The sequence below is a fragment of the Streptococcus sp. 3167 genome, assembly GCF_013277175.1.
Classification (GTDB): Bacteria; Bacillota; Bacilli; order Lactobacillales; family Streptococcaceae; genus Streptococcus; species Streptococcus pseudopneumoniae.
The window spans coordinates 13,447-37,912 of the sequence record NZ_VMML01000026.1; the positions used below are offsets into that span (position 1 = coordinate 13,447).

Annotated in this window: 7 protein-coding genes and 1 pseudogene; 1 reads left to right on the forward strand and 7 read right to left on the reverse strand. The window is 42.6% G+C overall.

Annotated elements, in window-relative coordinates:
* Positions 1-77: 77 nt before the first annotated feature.
* On the reverse strand, positions 78-1,358 hold the full coding sequence (locus HT678_RS04465) for a glycoside hydrolase family 125 protein (protein ID WP_172924619.1): 1,281 nt from the start codon (positions 1,356-1,358) through the stop codon (positions 78-80).
* A 170-nt stretch (positions 1,359-1,528) separates the two neighbouring features.
* Here HT678_RS04465 and HT678_RS04470 point away from each other — a divergent pair, with 170 nt between their 5' ends.
* On the forward strand, positions 1,529-3,625 hold the full coding sequence (locus HT678_RS04470; RefSeq protein WP_172924620.1) for a GH92 family glycosyl hydrolase: 2,097 nt from the start codon (positions 1,529-1,531) through the stop codon (positions 3,623-3,625).
* Between the two features lie 112 nt (positions 3,626-3,737).
* On the opposite strand, the gene HT678_RS04475 is transcribed toward HT678_RS04470, so the two are convergent.
* The 6 genes and pseudogenes from HT678_RS04475 to HT678_RS04500 form a co-directional block, all read right to left on the reverse strand.
* On the reverse strand, positions 3,738-9,719 hold the full coding sequence (locus HT678_RS04475; protein ID WP_172924621.1) for a DUF1542 domain-containing protein: 5,982 nt from the start codon (positions 9,717-9,719) through the stop codon (positions 3,738-3,740).
* 1,148 nt (positions 9,720-10,867) lie between these two features.
* A pseudogene (locus HT678_RS04480) lies at positions 10,868-11,335 on the reverse strand (adenylosuccinate lyase); the annotation flags it as partial.
* Positions 11,336-11,614: 279 nt separating this feature from the next.
* Positions 11,615-12,589 carry an Rpn family recombination-promoting nuclease/putative transposase gene (locus HT678_RS04485; RefSeq protein WP_000175246.1) on the reverse strand — a complete coding sequence of 325 codons (975 nt, stop codon included), beginning with the start codon at positions 12,587-12,589 and terminating at the stop codon, positions 11,615-11,617.
* 100 nt (positions 12,590-12,689) lie between these two features.
* Positions 12,690-14,378: an alpha-L-fucosidase gene (locus tag HT678_RS04490; RefSeq protein ID WP_000251022.1), complete on the reverse strand. Its 1,689-nt coding sequence runs from the start codon at positions 14,376-14,378 to the stop codon at positions 12,690-12,692.
* Between the two features lies 1 nt (position 14,379).
* Positions 14,380-18,168 (reverse strand): sugar-binding domain-containing protein, encoded by a 3,789-nt coding sequence (locus HT678_RS04495; protein WP_101514370.1) that lies wholly within the window; start codon positions 18,166-18,168, stop codon positions 14,380-14,382.
* Between the two features lie 237 nt (positions 18,169-18,405).
* Positions 18,406-24,282 carry a ZmpA/ZmpB/ZmpC family metallo-endopeptidase gene (locus HT678_RS04500; RefSeq protein ID WP_172924623.1) on the reverse strand — a complete coding sequence of 1,959 codons (5,877 nt, stop codon included), beginning with the start codon at positions 24,280-24,282 and terminating at the stop codon, positions 18,406-18,408.
* Positions 24,283-24,466: the final 184 nt, after the last annotated feature.

Genomic DNA, 24,466 nt, shown 5'->3' on the forward strand with positions numbered 1-24,466 from the left:
CTCAAAGCACAGCTTTGAGGTTGCAGATAAAGCTGACGTAGTTTGAAGAGATTTTCGAAGAATATAAAGCATGTTCCCTAGCGAATATCTAGGTAATCCAAGACCAATTCACAGAACATCATGTTAGCCCAAGAGAACCATTCACGAGAATAAAGAGTTGGGTCATCTACGTGGAAGCTTTCATGCATAACACCTGTACCCCCATCGCAAGCAACCAGCTGATCCAGCAAGAATTTTTTCTCTGCCTTATCTCTTGTTGTCAAACATTGGATAGACAGAGCGATTGGCCAGATATAGCGATAGAAGGTATGAGAACTTCCGAGACCGCTAGCGTATTCTCCTTGGTAGAAATATGGATTTTCAGGGCTCAGAATGGTACGACGAGTGGCTTGATAAACTTCGTCGTCAATATCGCAGTAGCCCAGATAAGGTGCAGCCAACAAACTTGGTACGTTTGGATCATCCATGATGCTGGCATTTCCTAGACCATCCACTTCAAAGGCATAAATCTTTTCGCCCTTGCTGTTGCTTGTGTAGGCGTAGTTTTCGATACCTTCTTGGATTTCAGACTGGAGGCGCTTGGCATCAGCAATAACACTCTGGCTATCAGCTAGATTCAATTCTGCAAAGATCTCTTGCACATAACCCAAGACTACTACAGCAAACATATTGGACGGAATCAAGTAACTATACTGGCAGCAGTCATCGCTCGGACGAAAAGCTGACCAAGTCATGCCTGTCACTGCAAAATCAGGGCCAAAGCCATCATTTACCAAGGTATCTTCCTTGCGGTCCGTATCTCGGACAAAACGATAAGGAGAGTTCTTGTGGTCTTGTTCCACTGTCCACAGATGGAGAATTTCCTTAGTCGCTGCGACAAAAGTCTCATCAAACTGACTAGTCTCGCCAGTCTCTTTCCAAAGGAGATATGCTAACTGCAACGGATAGCAAAGCGAGTCCACCTCATACTTGCGTTCCCAAATCCAGCCATTAAGGTCTGTGTGGTCAGTCTCATGGTGCCCCTTCCAGTTTTCCTCAATGTTGAAGGAATTGGCATAAGGATCCTTGAGTACCAAGGTCATCTGACGTTTGACCAAACCTGCAATGGTCTGACGCAGGAGCGAATCTCTTTTAGCCACATGCAGGTAGGGTCTGAGTTGGGCTGTCGAATCTCGAAGCCACATAGCAGGAATATCTCCTGTGAGCACAAAGGTTGAACCATCTTCAAGGATTTCAACCGTATTGTCCAAGGTATCTGTGTAGCAACGCTCGAAAACATCCACCCACTCTGGATGGTCCTTAGCCCGCTCTGCCACTTCATCTAGCCATTCTCTAACAATTTCTTTCGAATAAATCATCGTGCAGTATCCTCTTTCAAACAAGTTTCATTTTCAGTATATAGCTTTTGAGACAGAAAATACATACACAAATGATAGTCATTTTTCTACAAAATTGCTTTCTTTTGAACCCCATATCTAAAGGCTCTATTTTTCTGATATAATGTAGAAAAACAGCTAAAGGAAAGACTATGAAACCACTACTTGAAACCATCGATACCCGCTTTGGTACTGCCAGCAAGCATGCCTTTTCTCGGGGAAATACCCTGCCATACACAGGCCTTCCTTTTGGGATGAATTACTTTGTACCCCAGACCAGTGACCAGGATGGATTTTGGTTTTTCGATCCGCATCTGCCTATCTTTCAGGGGATTCGATTAACCCACCAGCCCAGCCCTTGGATTGGCGACTACTCTTGGCTCCTTCTGACACCTGTCACAGGCCAGCTAGGTGGAGACAGCCTCTTTCACCGCCAATCTTCCTATGACATAGATAAGGCCTCTTTCCAACCTCATTATCTGAAAATTTTCTCCCTGCGCTATCAGATTGAAACCCAGCTCACACCGACTTGCTACGGTGCTTCTATTCGTTTGGAGCAAAAGCAAGGCAAAGCCCTCTCCCTCTATCTTCACGCAGAAGATGAACTGACAGTAGAGCAAGTAGATAAGCGGACTCTTGCCCTGCGACAAGAAGGTAAAACTGAGACCAACAGAAATCCACTAACGATGTTCACAGCCCTGCAAATGAACACGGATATTCTTACTGTTAGCCAAGAAGGGGGAGACTGGCGAATTGACTTAGCAAGTAGCTATGCTGAGATTCAGCTAGCCACTTCTTTCATCTCTCCTTCTCAAGCACTGCTTAATCTACCTCAAGAAGATTTTGATAACTGTAAATCAAGTGCCCAAGCGGATTGGGAAAATCTCCTCCATCGTTTTGACGTTATAGAGACAGGAGAGACTGACCGAACCTTCTTTGATCACTGTCTCTACAGACTCTTCCTCTTTCCTCAGACTTTTTATGAGGTTGATGAATCAGGGCAAGCCATCCACATGGATCTGTCTACTGGCACTGTCAAGTCTGGTGTCCTCTTTAGCAACAATGGTTTCTGGGATACCTTCCGCACCACCTTCCCCCTCTTTGCCCTTATCATACCAGAACACTATCACCGCTTTTTAGAAGGTTTTCTCAATAGCTACCGCGATACTGGTTTCCTTCCAAAATGGCTAGCCCCAGATGAACGTGGTATGATGCCCGGTACCCTTTTAGACGGTATTATCGCAGATAGCGCCTGCAAGGACATGGCCCCCGACCTAGAAGAAGAACTCCTCCAAGCCATGCTTGAAACAGCCAACAAGTCCGACCCTCTCGGTATCAATGGCCGTCACGGACTAGCCCAATACCAAGAACTGGGCTACCTCTCTACCGACCACCACGAAAGCGTCAGTCATACCCTAGACTATGCCTATAGTGACTTTTGTATCGCTAGCTGTGCTGAAAAACTCGGAAAAACAAACATCGCTGAAACTTATAGAACTGCATCACAAAATTACCGCCATCTATTTGACGCTGAGACAGGTTATATGCGAGCGCGTGATGGTCAAGGCAACTTCCGCCCTGACTTCTCTCCTTATAGTTGGGGACGTGATTATGCCGAATGTTCAGCCATCCAAGCAACTTTAGGCGTCCTCCACGACATTCCAGACTTAATCCAGCTTATGGGTGGAAAAGAAGCCTTCAGCAACTATCTTTTGAAAGCCTGTCAAGATGCTCCCCTCTTTGAGACAACAGGCTATGGTTACGAGATTCACGAAATGAGCGAAATGGCTACTGCTCCTTTTGGACAAGTCGCTATTTCCAACCAACCGAGCTTCCACATTCCTTATCTCTTCCGCTACAGCGATTACCCTGACTACACTGCCCTTCTCATCAAGACACTCCGTCAGAAGGCCTTTCACCCAAGTTGGCAAGCCTATCCTGGCGATGAAGACAATGGCAGTCTCTCAGCTTGGTACATCTGGTCAGCTCTCGGACTTTATCCGACCTGTCCAGGAAAACCAAGCTATGATTTCGGAATCCCTCTCTTTAATCACCTCCGTATCTACCTAGCTAAAGAAGGTAAATGGCTAGATATTCATACTGAGCAAAACCACAGCCACTTCAACTTTGTCAAAGAATGCCGACTGGACAAAAACCTAGTATCAACTATTCAACACCAAGACCTCCTAAAAGCTGAACAGTTAACCTTCACCCTCAGCTGGTTACCAAGTCAGCCGTCCACTTCCTGAAATGCAAAAATCTCCTAGCAGGCTTTCCTGCTAGGAGATTTTCTTATGAGAGGTACTTGTTAAGCTTTGAAAATTGGATTTATTATTCGATAAGTATCAAACCATCTACCAATTAAGCTTCTTCGTCTTCTTTACGACGACGACCTGCAAGACCAAGACCAAGTAAGGCACTTGCGGCAGCTGCTACCATAGCTACAGTAGAATCTGCTGTACCTGTATTTGGCAACTCTTTAGCGACTGTACGCACGTTTGTTGCTGCTTGGTTGGCATTTGCTGCTTGAGCTGGAACTACAGCTGGTGTTTGAGCAGCTTGGTCATTAGCGGGACTTGCATGATTAGTTGCTGGAGAAACTTTCGCCAGGAAGTCTTCGATACGTTTAACCGTTGCAGCCACATCTGCCTGAGTTGCATCTGCATTGGCAAATACTTTCTTAGCATCCGCTGATAATGCGTTCGCTGCTTTTGCAGTTTCTGCATCAAGCTTAGCTGATTCTTGGATGATTAGTCCATCTAACTGACGAATAGCATCTGCTAACTTAGCTTTATCCACTTTTGCTTCAGTGTTAGTAGCTCCGTTATTTTGAGCTGAAGGAGCTTGTTTAAAGATAGCTTCAGCGGTAATTGCTAAAACTTTGCCATCTTTAGTTACAACAGTTGCATTTCCTGCCTTGTCAAAGAGAACATCTACTACATCAGCATTTGCTGCTTTAATCTTAGCTTTTGCAGCTTCTTTTTCTGAATCTGTTAAGTTAGTAAAGTCTGCTACTGTTTCTTTTTCAAAGTCAAGGTTGATGTTATCTCCGCTATTCTTAGCTGTTACATCACTTTCTGTTTTCACTAATTGGTCTTTTGCAATCGATACTGTATTTCCATCTAGTGTTACTGTGGCGTTACCTTTATCGTCTACTACTACAGTCGCTCCTGAATTGACGGCTTCAATTGCTTTCTTAACTGCCGCTTTTTCATCTTCCGTTAAGTTATCTTTGTTTCCAACTAATGTACGGAATGCTGGTGTTTTCACTTTAGCAGTCTTAGCTTCGTCAGCTAGGTTTCCAGCTGGGATTACTAGGTCTAAAGCCGGAATATTCAGAACTGTACCATCAGCTTTAGTTACTGTTGCATTACCTTTATCGTCTACTACTACAGTTGAACCTGAGTTGACTGCTTTAACCTTCTCTTCAATAGCTCTCTTCTCTTCTGGAGTTAAGGCATCTGGATCTGCTACTACAGTTTTAGCTGCTGGTGTATTGACATCATTGCCTGCATTTTCTTTAGTAATATCATCTTGTGTTTTCACTAAATCAGTGGCTGGAATGACCGCTGTCTTACCTTCTGGTGTTGTAACTGTAGCATTACCCTTATCGTCTACTACTACAGTTGAGCCTGGGTTGACTGCTTTAACCTTCTCTTCAATAGCTTTCTTCTCTGCGTCTGTCAACTTGTCTAGGTTCGCTGCTACAGTTTTAGCTGCTGGTGTATTGACATCATTGCCTGCATTTGGTTTCGCTGCATCTGCTGCTGACTTCGTCAAGTCTGTTGCTGGAATAACGGCTGTCTTACCTTCTGGTGTTGTGACTGTGGCATTTCCTTTATCGTCCACTACTACAGTCGCTCCTGGGTTAACTGCTTTAACCTTCTCTTCAATAGCTTTCTTCTCTGCAACTGTCAACTTGTCTGAGTTCGCTACAACCGTCTTATCCGCCGGCTTAACGATGTCGTTGCCTGCGTTTGGTTTAGTTGCGTCTTCCGGTGATTTGAATAAATCTTTCCATGGAATTGTTGCCACAGTTCCATCATTTAAAGTAACAGTAGCGTTACCTTTATCATCAAATTTAACAGATTTAGCCTCAGGATTGAGTTTTCTTAATTTTTCTTCTACTTTGGCTTGTGCAGCTGAATCAGTCGGTTCACCAACCACTTTATCTGCTGGTTTAACAATTTCACCATTTCCTGCGTCAGATTTAGCTGTATCTTCCTTAGTTCTCACTAACTCAGTTGATGGAATCGTTGCAGTCTGACCTTCTGGTGTAGACACTGAAACAGTTCCGTCTGCATCGAGTAGCACAATAGAATTTGGATTTACAGACTTAACAGCAGCAATAATTTGAGCTTTTTCTGACTCTGTCAACATCGATTTATCCTTGATGATAACTTTATCAAGTGGTTTGTTAATATCGTTTCCACCTTTACCATTATCTAGATTCTCCAACGTTTTCACCAGATCAGTTGGATTAATGATTCCCTTATCACCATTTGCTGTAGTAACTTCAATATTTCCAGCGTCGTTATATTTAACCTCTTTGGCTGTTGGGTTCACTTTCTTCACTTCTTCTAAGATTTTAGCTTTTTCCTCAGCTTTTAGGTTGGCTGGATCATTAACTAGCACTTTATCAATTGGTCTGTTAATATCCCCAACTGCTCTAATTGCCGATTTATCTGCGTCTTGAATCTTATTAACATCTGCTTCTTTATTCGCAGCATCTACTAATTTCTTAGCTTCGGCCGCTATTTGATCTGCTTTATCTTTAAGATTCTCTTTCGCTTTAGGAGATAAGTCAGTACGCGCGTCAATCTCTTCTTTCTTCGCTTTTGTTTGCTCATCAATGGCTTTACGAGCATTTGGTTTATCTTCTACAACAGGTAAAACTTTCCCTATTTCAGCATTTGCATCATCTTGAAGTTTCTTAACCTCTGAATCTGTTGTAGCAATATCAATTGCTTGCTTAGCTTCTTTAGCTAAGGCTGTCGCTTTTTCAACAGCTTCAGCTTTTTCTTCATCCGTAGCATCTGGTGTGTTTTCAATGGCTTTTAGTTGTTCAGCTAGCTTATCATCAATAGCTTTCTTGGCTGCAGCTTTAGTTGTTGTTTCTGGATTCACAGCTTTAATCGCTGCTACACCGTGTTCCTTAGCACTATCTACTGCTCCTTGAACCTTCCTTGATTCCTCTGGTGTTGTGGTTACATCTGGTTGAGCATCAATGGCCTGGTTCGCTTCGGCTGCTCGAGCTTGAGCTTCTGCCTTAGCTTTCGCTTTTTCTTCAGCTGTTAGATCTTGGCGATCATCGATTTCCTTATTCTTAGCAGCTAATTCATCTGCCACTGCTTGTTTAGCAGCTGCTTTGGCTACTGGATTCACAGCACCAACTGCAGACTCACCGGCTTCTTTGGCTTTGGCTACTTCTGCATCACTTGTTGCGGCTGCTACTGCTGCCTTAGCCTTGTCTGCTTCTTCCTTAGCCTTGTCTTTAGCAGCTTTCTTCTCTGCATCTGTCAAGTCTGTACGCTCATCAATGGCCTTGTTCTTAGCAGCAAGAGCGTCATCAATGGCTTTGTCAGCGGCTGCTTTAGCAGTTGTTTCTGGATTCACAGCTTTAATCGCTTCTACACCTTGTGCCTTAGCGGCATCTACTTGTTCTTGAGCTGCTTGGGCTTCTTCTGGTGTTGCGGCTACTTCTGGTTGAGCATCGATGGCTTGGTTCGCTTTGTCAGCAGCTGCTTGAGCTTCTGCCTTAGCTTTCGCTTTTTCTTCAGCTGTTAGATCTTGGCGATCATCGATTTCCTTATTCTTAGCAGCTAATTCATCTGCCACTGCTTGTTTAGCAGCATCTTTGGCTACTGGAGTTACAGAGGTAACATCCGCTACACCTTTATCTTCTGCAGCGTCCACAAGTTTTTGGGTTGCTCGAGCTGCATCTTCTGTATCTTCATTATCAGGTTGAGCGTTGATTTTAGCTAATTCTGCATCAGCTAATTTTTGGGCTTCTGCTTTAGCTGCGTCTTTTTCTGCTTGACTTAGGTCTGTGCGCTTATCAATCTCATCATTTTTAGCTGTTAAGGCATTGGCAACTGCTGCCTTAGCATTCTCTTTAGCGATTGGGTTTACTTTAGAAATGGCTGTAGTGGCTTCTGTTTGCGCAGCATCTACAGCTGCATCTGTCGTCGCTGCATCGATTTTCTCAGTTGCTGCCTGGGCTGCTGCGTTGGCTTTAGCAATAGCGGCTGTTTTTTCAGCTTCTGATAGGTTTCTGTCTGCATTAATAGCATCTTCTTTGGCCTTACGTGCTGCTTCAATTGCCGCTTTGGCTTCAGCTTTTTTAGCTACTACTGGATTGTCTGCTGCAATGGCGGTTGTCCCTGCAGTTTGAGCTTGATCCAAGGCAGCTTTTGTTGTTAGGTTAGGATCATTAATGGCTGCTAATGCTTTCTCTTTATCTGCATTTACCTTAGCGATAGCTGCTTGTTTTTCATCATCAGTAGCATTAGGATCTGTACTAGCATTAATTTCTGCAATCTTATCTTCTGCAGCCTTGTTCACTGCATCAATCGCAGGTTGTTTATTTAGGGTCGTAAACTCTGTTAGTGGTCTTCTGTCTATAGATCCATCTGTATAGGTTACTAGTAAATCATTTCCATCTTTTGTAATTGATTGAATCTTACTATCTTGATTCTCTACTTCTTGACCCCGCTTAGACTCTAGCCGTTTATCTGGATTGGTTTTAGAATATTCAAGCTTGACTTTTTCTTTTACTTTTTCAAACTCTTCATCTGTTACAGCTGCAGGGTCGGTAACAACAACCTTGTCGGCTTCCTCAGGAGTTTTTATATCATATTTTTGCCTCTGAGGTTTATTGACAACGTTGAAAGCATGATCATTGTTTTTTTCCGTGTCAGATCCAGTAAAATCTGTTCCTTCAAGATCCGTAACCCGCACATAACGCCAACCCAAAGCCAGGCGTTCAGGATTTTCCCCTTTTGTTCCTCGATTTAATTTATCTTGTGTCAAACCATTTGTCGCAGTTGTCCTACCGGAATAGGTAATAACTGCTGGATTAGTCTCTGATGCTGGTGTTTCGGAAGTAAAAACATTTGCCTTATATCCATACTCCGTATCAACTTTATTTTCTTCATCTCGAACAGGATTAAAGGTTCTATTCCCACCTTTCAGCAGTTTAGCAGACTTAATCTTATCTGCATCATCTTTAATTTTGATATCAAATGAGTTGTCTTCTCCACTATACACATAGATTTCTCTTTCAGTAGGATCAGAATATGGAATATCTACTGTTGGAGGTTGATTGGTACGTGCTACATTAGCAACTGGAACCACATCTGTTGAACCGTCTTTATAGGTTACAGTGACGTTTCCATCCGCTACACCTACACTCTCCACTACTGAATCACGATTTGTTAAAGCAGTCCCTCTTTGCGACGCTAGTCTAGCATCCTGGCTAGTTTTAGAATATTCAACTTTAAGCTGAGTTTTAATTTTGTCAATATCTGCAGTAGTTAAATTGTCAATATTTGAGACAGGAATTTTATCAGCATTGCTTGCTGGTTCCTGGATGCTATATTTGTAGGTTTGAGATTTAAGGATAAGAGAGATATAGCCTGGATCTCTTATTGTCCCAGAGTCTCCAACATTATTCGCACCTTGTTTATCACCAACCTTTACAAAGCGAGTCCCAATTTTGAGTGCTTGGTCCTCTCTTTTTGTATATCCATTATTTCCTTTTAGTTGCTCATTCGGTTTTCCTGAAATGCTAATTTTAGCAGGATCAGCTACAGTAGCAGAAGTACCAGATTCATCAGGAGTAGCAGTTGTAGTATTAGACTTATCATCATTAATTACCGTTCCAGTATAGCCAAACTCAAGGTCAAGTTTATTTTCTTCTCCTGTAACTTTGTTAAATTTCTGGTTTGACCCCTTTTTGAATGTTGCATAAAGAATTTCCCCACTGTCATCGTGGACAGGAATTTCAATATTTGCATCTTCCTCATTATAGACAAAGATTTCCTTTTCAGTCTGGCGAGAATAGTCAATTACCGCTACAGGTTTTTGGTTTTCTGTAGCAGTAGATGTTGCTCCATCTCCTGGTGGAGTCTCCCCCCCCCCGTTAGGATTAGCTGCCACAGCGGTTCCGTCTTGTGAGCCTACGCCATTCTCAGCAGCTGACACTGCTCCGTTCCCCAAAAACATAAATAGAGCCGCTACTGCCACACTAGCTGCACCAAAGCTATATTTACGAATAGAATAACGCGTGACCTTCTCACGACGCAGGCGCTCAGATCGACTCATGGATACTTTCTTGTCCATTACTTAAATCTCCTTTAGGATTATATTTTTCTACACAAGAGAGGCTCCTCCTTCCTTATAGAAGGAGACTTCCTCTATGCATAGATTTACTTTACTATGATACATAATTACCAAGATATATGCAACTTTTTTGTTTGCTAATATTTTGCTAAAAAAAAAAAAAATTTTTTCGATTTTCGTGAATTTTATTCGGTTTTTTTATCCATATTTTTCATTATTTTATGAATTTGTTAAGGATTTATCGATTCTCATGACATCTCATGCTCTGATTCTTTAGGATTCAATCAGCCCTTAATTTCTATAAATATTATTTTTTCAAAATAACTCTATCTTTTTCACTAGCCTCGACAAAATAAGTAGAAAAAATGTAAGGGGGTGCGCCTTTTTCATTGGCATCATTTGAAGATGACAACATGCAAGGAGCCTAAAAAAGAGAAACTGCCAGTGATATCACTAACTATTCTGATTGCTTGCCATAGAACAGAAGATAGCGGCTCCTTGCCTCTCCTGACTACTTGACTAGTCTTGACCACTTACTATAGCTGCTCAGTTTTAAACAAGCAGGTTATCAGAAAGCCATGGCCTAGCCTACTGATTTTAAACAAGGAGCATTGGATGACATCAAAAAAGAACACAGGCCTGCCGAGGCAGCCAAAGTTTTTGATCTTGGTCTCAGAACTCTCTTCAGCTAAGAAAAGAAATGAGGTGAGCAAGGACACTGAGAGCGGAAAGAGCCAGTCATCAAAAATCGAAAGCTTCCTTTAGAGGAGTCGAAAGCTTTTGTAGAGGCTCATCTCGAGGCTGCTTTCAGGGAAATTGCGGCACAGTTTGATTGTGCTCTCCCTTCAGTAGGGGCAGCTTTAAAGCAGATTCAGGTCACTTGAAAAAGACGACTAGCTTTAAGGAACAAGATTCAAAGAAAGTCGCTGACTTCTCTAGTCTGGAGATTTTCCAATCTCCCTCCTTATGGGACGGTTCTATAGTAAAATGAAATAGAAATAGGACAAATCAATCAGGACAATCAAATCGATTTCTAACCATGTTTTAGAAGCAGAGGTGTACTATTCTAGTTTCAATCTATTATATTTTTTAGCAAAGGGCTTTGAGATAACATAAAAATCGAAGTTCTGCTACTCCTATAAATGGAGTCATAGAAATTCGATTTTTTCTAATGATTCTAATCCTAGACGTTCAAAGATAGGCTCCACTCGTTTGGTATAGTAAAGATGGTTGAAAATCTCATCGATTTCCTCTTGTGTCAAACGTGATGTCACCTCTGGATCTGCTTCCAGAAGTAGTTTGAAGTCTACTTGCTTGTCCCAAGAGTAGGCTGTTTTTGGTTGTACCAAGTCATAGGCTTGCTCACGGGTCATGCCTTTTTCAATCAAGGTCAACATAGCACGTTGGCTAAAGAACAGACCAAAAGTCGCGTTCATGTTGCGGATCATGTTTTCTGGTAAGACCGTCAAGTTCTTGACGATATTTCCAAAACGGTTGAGCATGTAGTCAATCAAGATGGTCGTATCAGGTGTGATGATACGCTTAGCTGATGAGTGGGAAATGTCGTGTTCATGCCAGAGAGCCACATTCTCATAGGCTGTAATCATGTGACCACGCTCTAAACCCTGTTCAATCCCCTCTGCACGACCGCGTTCCAACCCTTTTTCTTCAGCTTGTTCCAAGGCATAGTCCTGCGCTAGCAAGGCTTGTTCTTCGCGTCTGCGTTGTTCACTAAACATCTCCCTGTCCTCCTCGGACCAGCTCTTGTAGTCCAGCAGTTGGTCTGCTTGACTGATGGCTCGCTCGGGTTCCTGGGTAAAAGGTTTATTCCCAAAAAACTCCAACCATGCTTTGCGAACCTCGTCTTTGCTGGTTTCTCTGTATTTTTTTAGGTCTTATTTGTAATGTTTTTTCAATAGCGACTCAAACTCAGCGACGCTCATACCCAGCTGATGGCTGGCAACCTCGGAAGTCAGAAGTCCTTGCCGAACCATATCCAGAAAGGCAAAAAGTTTTCCACGTTCAAGTCCACGCTCTAAACCTTTTTCGATGCCTTGTTCAATCCCCTCAGCTCGACCACGTTCAAGACCTTCTGCACGACCTCTCTCCAACCCTTTTTCTTCAGCTTGTTCCAAGGCATAGTCCTGCGCTAGCAAGGCTTGTTCTTCGCGTCTGCGTTGTTCACTAAACATCTCCCTGTCCTCCTCGGACCAGCTCTTGTAGTCCAGCAGTTGATCTGCTTGGCTGATGGCTCGCTCGGGTTCCTGAGTAAAGGGCTTATTACCAAAAAACTCCAACCACGGCTTGCGAACCTCGTCTTTGCTGGTTTCTCTGTATTTTTTTAGTTCCAAGAACGCCATCTTAACCAGATGATTTTCTTGTCCATTATTGGTGATGGTTAAAACCTCACCTGTCGTATCCTCGCGCATACTAAAACTATGAAAAGCTAGGTCATCTGAAAAGTAATTGCTGTCCACAATTGCGATAGCGTATACTGGTGCAATGTGTTTGTAACTCTGGTGGGTGTCACCTTCACGTTGGCGAATTTTTTCTAGGTTTTGATTGACCTGACTACACAAATAAGCCCACAGGCGATTGATGAAAAAATTCTGATGATGGACTTGAATCTCAATGATTACTTGAGTGCCATTATCTAGTTCAGCTAAAACATCTATACTGGTATAGAAATCCTGTGCCGAGTACGGCAGGGAAGGCAAGACGTGAATGTTGCTTCCCTCCAAAATGGTCACATTTTTGGCTGGCAAGTCCAGCATATCGCGAATAAACTGACAAGTGATTTCTGGGTTGCTGAAAATTTTCTTAGCAACCAAGTCATTAGTTGGGCTAATGCCCGGATGACGTAATGTCATATTTCTTCTCCTTTCATTATAGCACATTTTTAAATCTAGGTTTACTAGATTCACTGCTACTATCTATTTATTCGGAAAAGAAATGAGTTGTTAAGATATTTTATCTCGTTTCAACTAAAATATGAGCTTGATCAATCAGCTGTCCATCAACAGTCAGATTCAGATAGAAATCCAAGGTCTTATCGGCAGCAAAATACAGGGTTGGTATGGTCAAATCTTTTTTGCTTTCCCCAGCTTGGAATTGAAGGACTTGAATCTCGTCCTGATAGACGACACCATGGACACCTGTCCCCGGTTGAATCGAAATCTTAGCTTCCAAAGGAGTACTACTTTCGCTACGTTCAATCCTAAAATGAAGAGTCTCTCCCTTTGCCACAGCTAGGCTTTTTTCTGCAAATGCTAATCCCTGAACAACTTCTTTTTTTGATAAGCTAGGAGTTTTATAGAGGGAAATCTTGGTCAGTACAGGTAAATCCTGTGTCTCTGTAATCATCACGCGCACCTTCTGTGCCTCTACTATCGGCCCTCGCAAGAGGCGCTTATGACCAACTGTGAAGCCCCTGCCAAATTCCTGCCAGACACCATCCACCTCTACTTGCACATGAAAAGCAGCGATTCGTTGCCCTAGCTTCAAATCTTCTCTTAACTCAATTACATCAAAAGTTTTAGGAGATCCTAGGTCTAGTTCTAACTGGATTGGCAAGCCTACGTCGCTTGCCCAAGAGCTGGTCTCAAGACCATCTGTCAGATGGTGACAAGCAAAGTCTGCGGAAAGAGCTGGACCAGATACCCCAGCTCCCAAAGCCAAATCTTCTTTATAGAGCTCATTGCGATAGGCCGCAAATTCATAGAGGCGTTCAATATCCTTTGCATCAAAGAGCCCAGCTTGATTCGGCGGAATATTAAGCAAGAGTGGAGTTCCTCGCCCTACTGAGTGAAAATAGATTTCGACCAACTCCTCGAGAGACTTAGGATCCTGATCCTCATGGTAAAACCAGCCCGGACGGATGGAAACATCTGCCTCTCCGATTGAAAAAATCGTGCCCGAGGGATCCCCGTGCTGAAGATAGTTCAGCTCTGCTTCTGTTCCTAGCTTATCAGGATTCACCTTTTGCCATAGGGGATCACCTGCATACCCTCTTTCATTGCCAATCCAGCGGATACTGGTGCCTTCTGTTGAAAAAATCAAGCAGTCGCCCTGCAGGTCACGAATGGTTTCAAACCATTTTTCAAATTCATAACTGACCTTTTGCGCGCCCTCTCCTCTGGCTCCATCCATCCAGACCTCAGCAAATTTCCCTCCATTTCCATAGGCAGGATTTGATAAAATCTCCTTCAGCTGTGCCAGATAATAGGCATTATAGTCCGCTTCTCGGTCCACATGATAGAGGGGACTATGGGCATCCCACGGTGATAGGTAGACCCCCATATCCATATCAAACTCTGTGGCAGCTTGGGATACTTCAAGAAGCAAGTCTCCCTTTCCTCTCCTCCAAGGACTGACCTTAACCGAATAATCTGTGTGAGCTGTCGGATAGAGGACAAAGCCATCGTGGTGCTTGACCACCAAAATCAACTTCTTGAAGCCCGTTTCCTTGAGTACACAAACCCACTCACGCGCGTCTAACTGTGTCGGGTTAAAGTGTTCAGGATCCTCCTGACCTGTCCCCCATTCCTGGTCATAAAAGGTATTAGGCCCAAAATGGATAAAGGCTGCTAGTTCATCCTCTAAATACGCTAACTGGGCCTGACTAGGCAAGGGGCCATGCGGTTTTATTGCTCTTACCATACTACTTCCTATCTACATTTTTCTTTACTTTTTTGGCATACACTTGCAATTCTGTTAAGGCTAGGGGGCTTGCCAAGTTTTCAAATCGAAGACGAAGGGCATAGGTTTCCACCTTGTCAAATTCAAAACGAAGCTCCTCATCCTTGTCACTTGACACTTTTCGGATAGCTGATACAGGGCGCCAATTCTCCTCTTGTTTGAGCAGAGAATCCTTGTCCAAATGATTTGGAGTCCGAGGCAAGCTAGGCTCATTCCCTACATAATAATCGATATGGGTAGGATCCACCGCCACGTAGTCTTGATTTTCGACATAATACAAGGTCACATTATCCACAAATCGCGGTTTTAAAATCCCTGCATCTCCAAAAAGAATGCCGACATTGGCTTGCTCTGACTTGGCAATCCAAGTATTGGCTGTCGATTTCTTCCGAGAAATGACCTTGTCATTGAGGTAAGAGACTGGGTGATTAGGCTCTGAGTGGGAAGCAAATACCAGAGGCAGGTTGGATCCTGTCCACTGATTGGAAATGACTTCCCCATCTACACTGGCATCTGTCACATGAATGGTGACTGTTGCTGGCAACTCACAGCCCGCTACTTGTCCTGTAAGAATACATTCTCCTACCTGAGCATAGACTTGAGGATCGAGTTCATCCCAAGTCACCTTGGCCGTATCTCGTCTGCCATCTGATAAGACTAGCTTAACTCGGTCTGGTAGGTGTGGGGCTTCCTTGACAAGCGTCCAAATCCTTTCAGTCTCAATAGCGCAAATCCCTTGGACACAAATCTGAGCAGAAGCCTTTAAATCCAGCCCTTCCAGCTGACCAGATACCATAAACTCATGAAAGCTTGCCATATCTTCTTCGGAGATTGCCTCCCAAACAACCTTGACTCGTTTTGCACCGCCAGACTCATAGTCCACCAAAACTGAAGATGGAAGATGTGGATAAGTCCCCTTAGCTGTATACAAGCGAAGTGGTCGTACAAAAACTGCCTGCCCTAGTGAGGTATTTTCTGCCACCTGCAAATGAGTTTGATAGGTCTTTCCTTGATAAATAGCACTGATAACCAAGTCGCCTGCAGACAAGCAATGAAGCACTCCCTGCTTGATAATGGCGTGGGCACTACCACTCGTCTCCCAAATCACTTCACTATTCCCCACCTTGTTCACAAGGTTATCCACAGTTTGTGGATAAAGTCCAATAGCTGGGGAATCCCCTTCTTGTAATCCTGCCTGCTTGTCCACTCGAATCTCAAATAAGCGCTGATTTTTCACTGACTGGCAAGCCAAATCCTCTCCCACTAAGAGATCGAAACTTGCCGGCTCTAGCCCTCTGGCACTGGCCTTTACTCTCACTTGACCTACCCGCTCCAAGCTCTGAACTAAGAGGACACCTCTGCCATGAAAGGCTTTCCGCTTAAACCGACCATTTTTCTGGGCTTGGTAACGTTCACGACTGGCCTGCCTACCATTATCCACACCTACAATAAGAGCAGGGCCTTCAATTTCAAAATGAAGCTGATTGGAAGCAGTCGGCACCCAATTTCCATCCTTGTCCAATACATCAAAATAGAGATAGAGGAGGTCTTGCCCATCTGGCTCCAGTTTTGTCTTCTCAGCATGTAGCCCGATTTTGGCTGGCTTACCTGCAGTCACCACCCTATCTTCTGCCACAAGCTGACCTTGACGGTCATAGGCCACAGCACGCAATTCTCCCGGTTGATAAGCCAATCGCCATTCTAGATAGAGCTGGTCAGAACCTTGTCCCTCCTGGTATCTTCGACCGTCTGAAGTCCATTTTTCCTGAAAGGTCTTCCTACCTTGGGATTTTCCATTGAGAAATAGCTCTACAGAACGGGCATTTGAATACACTCGAACAGGGATATCCCCATACTTATCCACAACTTGTTGATAACTCTTGTGGATTTCCCAATTCCAATGGGGTAGGATATGAACCATGGGATACTGATCTAGGTCCAACCACTGACTTTGATAGAAATAATAGTCATTTTTAGGAATCCCTGCCGTATCCACAAGCCCAAAATAGGAACTCTTTACAGGCATGTCATTTTGATTGTGCCAAGGAGTGGGCTCACCAATATAATCCACTCCTGTCCAGATAAACTGACCCGCATAGTCTAGCCGATTTCTATCTGCTATCCAAGAAGCCGTCGCTGTCTTCCCCCAAGGAACTCGATCATTGCCATAGTCTGACTGTTCAAAATTCCGCACGCGGCGATTATCCCCAACCCATTCCTTATCTGGGCGAAAATAGCTGTCACGCGTCCTTGTAGCCGATGAGGTTTCAGATCCATAAAGTCGCCACTTAGGATGTCTTTTGCGAATCCCATCAATATTGTCTTCCGAGTAATTCAAGCCTACCACATCCAGCAAATCGGCTATCTTTTCATGGCCTCCAGACCCATCTCCAAAGCGAAACTCGTCCATTCCCATGGTCACAAAACGGCTATCATCCACTTCCTTAACCCTTCCCAGCAAGCGTTTGATAGTCTTCAATGAATGAGCATCTCCATTTGCTTCGCTGACTTCATTTCCCAAGGACCACATAAAAATCGCTGGATTGTTCTTGCCACGCTCAATCATGGTGCGCAAATCGTAATCTGACCAGAAATCGCCTGCTTTCGCTTCTGGATGAGTCGCTTCTTCCTCAAAAAAGCGACCATAGTCATATTCTTTCTTGCCTCCATACCAGGTATCAAAAGCTTCTTCTTGGATGAGTAGCCCCATTTTGGCAGCTAGAGCGAGTAAAATGCTACTGGCTGGATTATGGGTAATTCGAATAGCATTGACGCCCATTTCCTTCATCTGGCGCAAGCGTCTCTCAGCAGCTGACCTGTTTTCCACAGCTCCCAGCGCTCCGTAGTCATGGTGCAAACAAACCCCATGAATCTTCAACCAGCGACCATTTAGAAAGAAGCCCTTATCCACTTGCCAATCCATATAGCGGTAACCAAAGGTCTCCTCTTCTTCATCAACCAAAATGCCATCTTTGTAAAGGCGAGTCTTCAATTGGTAAAGGTAAGGATGGTCAATATCCCAAAGCAAAGGTTGGAAAATTGATATGGCTTGTTGGAAAGAATATTTGTCCCCAGACTCAATCACTAGAGAGTCTGTCGCCTGCCAGTCTGAAACCTGTTGTCCATCATACCAGATACTCTGCTCCAAATACACCGACACAGACTGAGAGCCATCATTTGAAACCTTACTTGTAAGCTGAGTCTCCACCCATCTATCTCTTTGTTCCTTGAGCTTGGGACTTTCTATCTTAATCCCATACAAATCCAGATGCACCGAATCTGTCATCAACAATTTTACTTCCCGGTAAATACCGCTACCAGAGTACCAACGACTGCTAGGTTGCTGATTTTCCACAAAAACCGCAAGCTGGTTGGCTGTCCCATCGTTTCTTAGATAAGGGGTGATATCATAAGAAAAGGGTGTATAGCCATTGGGATAATAGCCCAGCACTTGCCCGTTGATATAGACTTGGGCATTCATGTAAACCCCATCAAAGAGCAAACGCACCGAAACAAGACTGACATCTTCTTCCAAGTAAAACTGTGTCCGGTACCAAGCTTGACCACCATTTAGCTGCCCACCCTCATTTTGCGCTGGAGAATACTGATCAAAATCATTGTAAATACTCCAGTCATGTGGTACTTGAATCGACTGCCAATTTTCCCTCTGAAAATCCGGCGCCAAGGCCTCTTCTTTCCCCACCTCTTGACTAAAAAACCAGTGATTTCGTAAAACTTCTTCTCTTCTCATACAAGCATTCCTCGTTAAACAAGTCTATTGACTTGACTATAGCACAAAACAAAAGCGCTTTCAAGACTTCCTCCATCACTCCCTAAATCCTCAGAAAAGATTCTATAATTTGTGGAAAAGTCTGAAAATCACTCCATGTTCATATAAACTGTCATTTTCAAGAAACAAGGTCAAACCTTACAAGAGCGCAAAAAACACCTCTCTGAATGTTCATTCCAGAGAGATGTCCCTTTTGTCTTAACTATTGTAAATCGACTGTCTAAAGTCATCTGAATCTTTGAGATAAGCTTTATAAATCGCTTTTTTCAGTTTTTGAACTGGAGTTTCAATAAACATAAATTTCTGAGCTGTTGTGTTTCCTGCTTTTATTTGAGCAAGTTCCTCTTTAACAGCTTTATTCATAAGCTCTTGTAATTTTTCTTTACTATCAATCACTTCTTCTTTTCCGTTGTAATTTATAGTAATTGGTGTTAACTTACCTAATTTCTCAACACGCTCATTTATTTGCTCTTTTTTGAACTCAGCATATGTTTTTCCTAGAATTTTATCAAAAATATATTTATCTGATAACGGTACTCCCTCTGCTTCAGCTTCTTCTTTAAACTGATTTGATACATAAGGAACAAATCCTTCATAGTAGCCCAAAGCAGCCATCAATTCAAAGGCTTGTTTTCTAAAGGTGATGTCCCCACTCATACCAGAGTCATTTTGACTAACACCATAAATGGTATCAAACATATCAACGGTATAGTAACCATTTGGTGCAATTTTACCTTTATCCTTAAAGCCAGCAATGATATAACGATTGACCAGGATATGATTGTCAATTAAACTATCAATATCTGTCAAGTTTTTGGCATCTTCTAAGGTCAGAGCTTGAATCTCCTCACTCTTATGAGTTGCTGGAATTACTGTATTACGATAATCTATCCATCTTCTAAATGGTGAACTAATCGGAACTATTTTCTTGAAATATTTAGTTTTTTCTTCATCAGTTAGATTTTTCGTTGCCTCAGCTTCTAGATAATCTAGAGTATAAAGGACATCAAAACTTCCCTTCATGTAAGATTGCAAATCTTCTGCCGTTTTAAATCGATCAGGTGTCTTATTGTAAAATCCATCCTTATCACTCTCATCATATACAAAGTTGAGATTGAAATAAGTATCCTTTTCTGGATTATAGGAGTTTTCAAAAATACCACGCGCATAAAACTCTGCGGCTGTACCATCTCGACGACCGTGATTATTAAACAAGACCGTTCTATCTAGTAAGTGCGTCATTTCATGAGAATAAGTCGCTGAACCTCTATCATCCAGAACTCTATCTATAAAGTAACGGACACCTAATCCATTAGCCTCAGCTCCCACCTTACTTACTGGAGAATAGTAATTCATAGGAGTCATAAACTGGTCGACCCCCTTATCAGCTCCACTACCAGTAGCTGGTGACCAAGTGCTATCAATCTGGGCATTCGGATTACTTGTATATTTCTTCATCGTATCAATAATCAAGCGATTTGTCAGCAACTTATCACGATTTTCTGGTTTTGTTATACGATAAAGAGTATCGACATAGTTGGCTTGTTGTACAGCCGCCTTTTCAATTAAAGACTTGACTCTAGCAAGCTCAGCCTGGTACTTAGTTGGATTAGACTGGGCGAGAGAAGTATCTATATAGGAACCAATATTACCGTAAGTAATCGTCGCCATATTACTAATCACATAAACATTTGGTTCTTTCACATTCAAAAGTCCCAAAATAGCAGCCATATTAGCCTCTTGTTTACGAGGATCCTTTTCCCCAGCTGTCAACTTGCTATACAGCCCGACATGCGCTGAAGGATTTTCCTTAGATGGTTTTTCAACAATCATAGCTTGGCTAGATTTTTTAAGCCAGGTATCCGCATCATCTGACGTAAAGAGTTGGCGATTGCTGTCTAAAAATTCCTTCAAGCTAGCCTTACCTGTAATGGTAGATAAATACTTTGTAAATGTTTGAGGACTATTGGTCAATTTCATCTCTTCATAAGACATGGATCCTAATTTTTTCAAACTATCCAAGGCTGTCATTGTCTTATTACCAAATGAGCTTGGATTAAAGGCCAGAATATCACGAATATTCGTGTCCCCAAATTGAATATTATAAAAACGATTGATATAAGACAGTCCCAACAAAATCTGCTCTTTGTATTGCTCCAGCTCTTGTTTGACCTTGCTGCGATTTTCAGGGGTATCTCCTATAATTCCTAATGTATGCGAGGCAATCTTTTTGAAACTTGACTCAGCTTGCCTCTTCGTCTGATCAAAGCTTTCTTGGATTGACAGTTTTTGAAGATACTCTATGCGCAACATATCTTTGACCTCTTGGTCAGTGATATTTGGGTGTGTTTTTCTGAGCGCAATTCTCCTTGTTATAATATCTCGAGGATCATAGGTAGGCTCTAACTGTGCTTTTAGTTTACTGTCATGTAAGAAGTCTACTGACCTCGCGCTTGTGGTCAGAGCAGACACATCCACAGCATCTTCTCTCTCACTATTTGTTGGAAGGATGTGTGGTTTATCCTCCTGACTACCAACTAAAACAACTCTCGGTTTCATTGGTTTTGTTATTTGACTCACTTCTCGAGGATTAACCAATTCACCAGTTTGTTCATTGATAGCGTAGGTTCTGGTCAGTGTATTCTCACCAACTTCTCCTTCAGAGGCTACCTTTTCCATCTTTTTAGCAAGAGAAGAATCCTCTCTTCGTTCCTCAGTAACAGCAATCGGTTGTATTACTTTTTCCACATTACCAACTTGAATCACTTTATCGACTGCTGGATTTACTTGTCTAGTGGTGTCAGATACCGTCACCTGACCTGTTGCCTGGTCTAGTTGATAAGTCGTCCTAGTTTCCACCGAACCATCACGCCCTGCAACCGCTACTTCCTCTTTTCTGAACTCCAAAGCAGGATTCACCTGGTAGATCATTTTATGAGATAGGACAGTGGTTTCAACACTCGGTTTAGTTCCAACTTCTACAACTTGATCAACTTTGTTGGCTACTATTTTGACAGTTTTACTCTCAGAAATATTGCCACTTGCTTGATCTTTGGTATAGGTAGTAGTAACTTGTTCTTGTCCCTCAACACCCGAAATTTTTACTCTTGTAACGCCGTGGTCTAGCGCTTCATTCTTTTCATAAATGGTTTCATAAGGAACAGCTTTGGTCTCTACTTTGGTCTGAGGAATTTGAGTGTCTTCTTTAGTACCAACCAAGATTACTTTTTGTCGCATAGCTTTAGTTATTTCAGTTTTCTCAATTGGATTTGTTAATTCTCCTGTCTCCGGATTAACTTCATAAGTTTTAGTGACGGTTGTTTCCCCTTGCTCACCTGCATCTTCAACCTCTTCTTTTCCTTTTGGAAGTTCAGGGTTATCTTTTCTCAACTCGGTGATTTCTATAGGTGACACGATCTTTTCTACATTTCCAACTTTTACTATTTTGTCTTTAGCTGGAGTGTTTTCTGTTGTAGTTTCTTCTGAGATAGCTCCTGTTTCTTGATTTACTGTGTATGTTGTAGTTGATACTGAGCTACCATTCTCCCCTGGTGTTTCTTCTTGTTGCACATTGTAACTTAAATCTGACGATGCTTTATAAATTGTCTTAAAAGGAATTTCTTGTGATTGAACTGTTGGTTTTGTTCCTACTGCCGTTATTTTCGCTTGCATTGCTTTGGCTACTTTTGTTGAAACTTCTGGATCAGTTAATTCTCCTGTCGTCGAATTTACTTTATAAACACTTATAGTCGTTGTTTCTTCATCTTGACCTTGTTCTCTAACTACTTTAACCCCTTTATCAAGTGACTCATCCGCGATAAACTGTTCACGTCTTTTGGTTGTTGATCTTGTTTCTTCTACATTTCCAACCTTAACAACTCTATCTACTGGATGTTTTTCTATTTTTGTTGAAGTGTTTTCTACTATTTTCCCAGTACTTTCATCAAAACTGTAAGAAGTAGTTGTCACTTCCTTACCATTTTCGCCTGCTACTTCTACTCGTTGCTCTTTGTAATTTAAGGCTGGTGAAGCTTTATATGTTGTTTTATATTCCAATACTTTTTCTTTCGTTACTGGACTTGGGACAGTTGGTTGCTCTTGTGAATCTGACTGTTCTTGGGGAGATAAGGGTTCAGGCTGAACAGCTGATTCTGGTTCGTTTCCTTGACTTGGGTTGACCTCTGGAGATGGAGCCGTTTGTTCTGGTTGTTCTGGTTGTTTTTGGGGTTCTTGTGGGGCAGACTCACCAACATCCTTTACCCCCTCAACTGGATTCTCCAGCTGGTTCTCCTCACCCTTTTGTTCCGCAGGAGATTGATCTTCTTCGCGTCCTGATTCCATGGCTGGGGTTGCTGGTTCAGAATCTTTGGTCTCAGCAGTTGCTTTAGATGGTTGCTGGGACTCAGTACCTTGTGGGGCAGACTCACCAACATCTTTTACCCCCTCAACTGAATTCTCCAGCTGTTTCTCCTCACCCTTTTGTTCCGCAAGAGATTGATCTTCTTCGCGTCCTGATTCCACGGCTGGGGTTGCTGGTTCAGAATCTTTGGTCTCAGCAGTTTCTTTAGATGGTGGCTTAGACTCAGTACCTTGTTGGGCATGAGTTTGATTCTCCTCGCCCCCTGATTCCACGGCTGGGATTGCTGGTTCAGAATCTTTGGTCTCAGCAGTTTCTTTAGATGGTTGATTAGACTCAGTACCTTGTGGGGCATGAGTTTGATTTTCCTCACCCCCTGATTCCACGGCTGGGCTTGCTGGTTCTGGTTGCTTCGGCTCGGCTTTGGGTTTGTCAGGTGTTTGTTTCTCTCCTGGTGTTGCTTCTGTACCCGGCGTTTCTTCTGCTCCTGGTCTTGATTGTCCTATTCCATCAGCTGGTTTTGTCTCTGTTTCATTCTCTACTATTGGAGTTTTTTCAGGTTGAACTGGTCTACTTTCCTCTAGATCTGGAGTTACAGGTTGTGTTGGTTTTGGTGCAACTTCTTCCTTAGTCCCAACTACAATCACCTTGTCCACCGGATCTTTTGTGATTATATTTTCTATAACTTTGCTAGATTTTTCCCCATTAACGATAGTGACTTCCGTATAGATGGTGCGTTCACCAACAACACCTTCTTGAACAACTTTAGTTTGCCCTTTAGCTAAGGTTGCATCTTCTTGTTCTATCGTTTGGAAAACAACCTCCTCTGTAGTGATTAGCAATTCTGGTTTCTCTACTGTGGCATTTAACACACCTTCCTCAGGACTTGTTTTATAATCACTATTATCTTCTGCTTTCGGTTGTTCTACTTTGGGATTTCCTGCAACTTCTTCCTTAGGCCCTATAGGCACAATTTCATCAGGAGCTTCAACAATTTTCTCAACTGCGTAGGATGGTTGAGGAGATTGCACAAGGTCTTCAGTCGAGCTAAAATGAGATGCAGTCTGTGGTACAATCTTCTTAGATTGAGGTTCTGAACTTTCCTCCTTTTGAGATAATGCTGGCGACTCTACCTTATCAACAGAAAGTTCCTTACTAGCACTATCTCTTACCAAATAATATCCCGTAAATTCGTATCCTTGGACTCTTTCAGGACTTGGTAGAAACTGACCTTCTACTCTCTTAACAAGGGCTGGTTGCAATTCTACCAAATTTTCTAAAGCAGAGATGGATGCTACCCAGCCACCAACAGCAAAGACTGTCACAAGGAAGTAAGACGCTCCCCTTTTTCTCTTGATTAAAGTGAAGGAAAGCAATAATAATCCTGCTCCCAAGATAAACATCCCATCATTAGAAAAAAGACCTGTTTCTGGTAATCTTGTAGCCAATTTTCGATAGATAAAGTAGTATTCTTTTCCCTCTTTTACCTCAATTTTATTTTCTTCAAACCATTGCAACTCAGATTTCAGCTTTTCAGGTAAATCCTGCTCATCCAAATAATGACTTGAAATTAGTGTTGAACTCGTTGCGGTAGCCTGTACAGGTTGAGCACCCATACCAGCAAAAAATAAACTCGTTCCTAGCAAGACCGAGCAAGCTCCTATTGCATATTTCCTCAAAGAAAAACGCTGCTTTCTCTCAAATTGAAATTCTTCCATCCCATCTCCCATCATTCATTATTACTGTATATTTAGTATATCAGAAATAGTCTATATTCACAAATCTTTCTAGTTATTCCCTTATCATTCCAAGTTAAGGGCAACAACATACAATAATTTTTATTTAATACTCTTCGAAAATCTCTTCAAACCACGTCAGCGTCGCCTTGCCGTAGGTATGGTT

Bases quoted from the DNA above. Each gene is read 5' to 3' on its own strand.
- HT678_RS04465 (WP_172924619.1), bottom strand. From the start codon at position 1,358: ATGATTTATTCGAAAGAAATTGTTAGAGAATGGCTAGATGAAGTGGCA.
- HT678_RS04470 (WP_172924620.1), top strand. From the start codon at position 1,529: ATGAAACCACTACTTGAAACCATCGATACCCGCTTTGGTACTGCCAGC.
- HT678_RS04475 (WP_172924621.1), bottom strand. From the start codon at position 9,719: ATGGACAAGAAAGTATCCATGAGTCGATCTGAGCGCCTGCGTCGTGAG.
- HT678_RS04485 (WP_000175246.1), bottom strand. From the start codon at position 12,589: ATGACATTACGTCATCCGGGCATTAGCCCAACTAATGACTTGGTTGCT.
- HT678_RS04490 (WP_000251022.1), bottom strand. From the start codon at position 14,378: ATGGTAAGAGCAATAAAACCGCATGGCCCCTTGCCTAGTCAGGCCCAG.
- HT678_RS04495 (WP_101514370.1), bottom strand. From the start codon at position 18,168: ATGAGAAGAGAAGAAGTTTTACGAAATCACTGGTTTTTTAGTCAAGAG.
- HT678_RS04500 (WP_172924623.1), bottom strand. From the start codon at position 24,282: ATGGAAGAATTTCAATTTGAGAGAAAGCAGCGTTTTTCTTTGAGGAAA.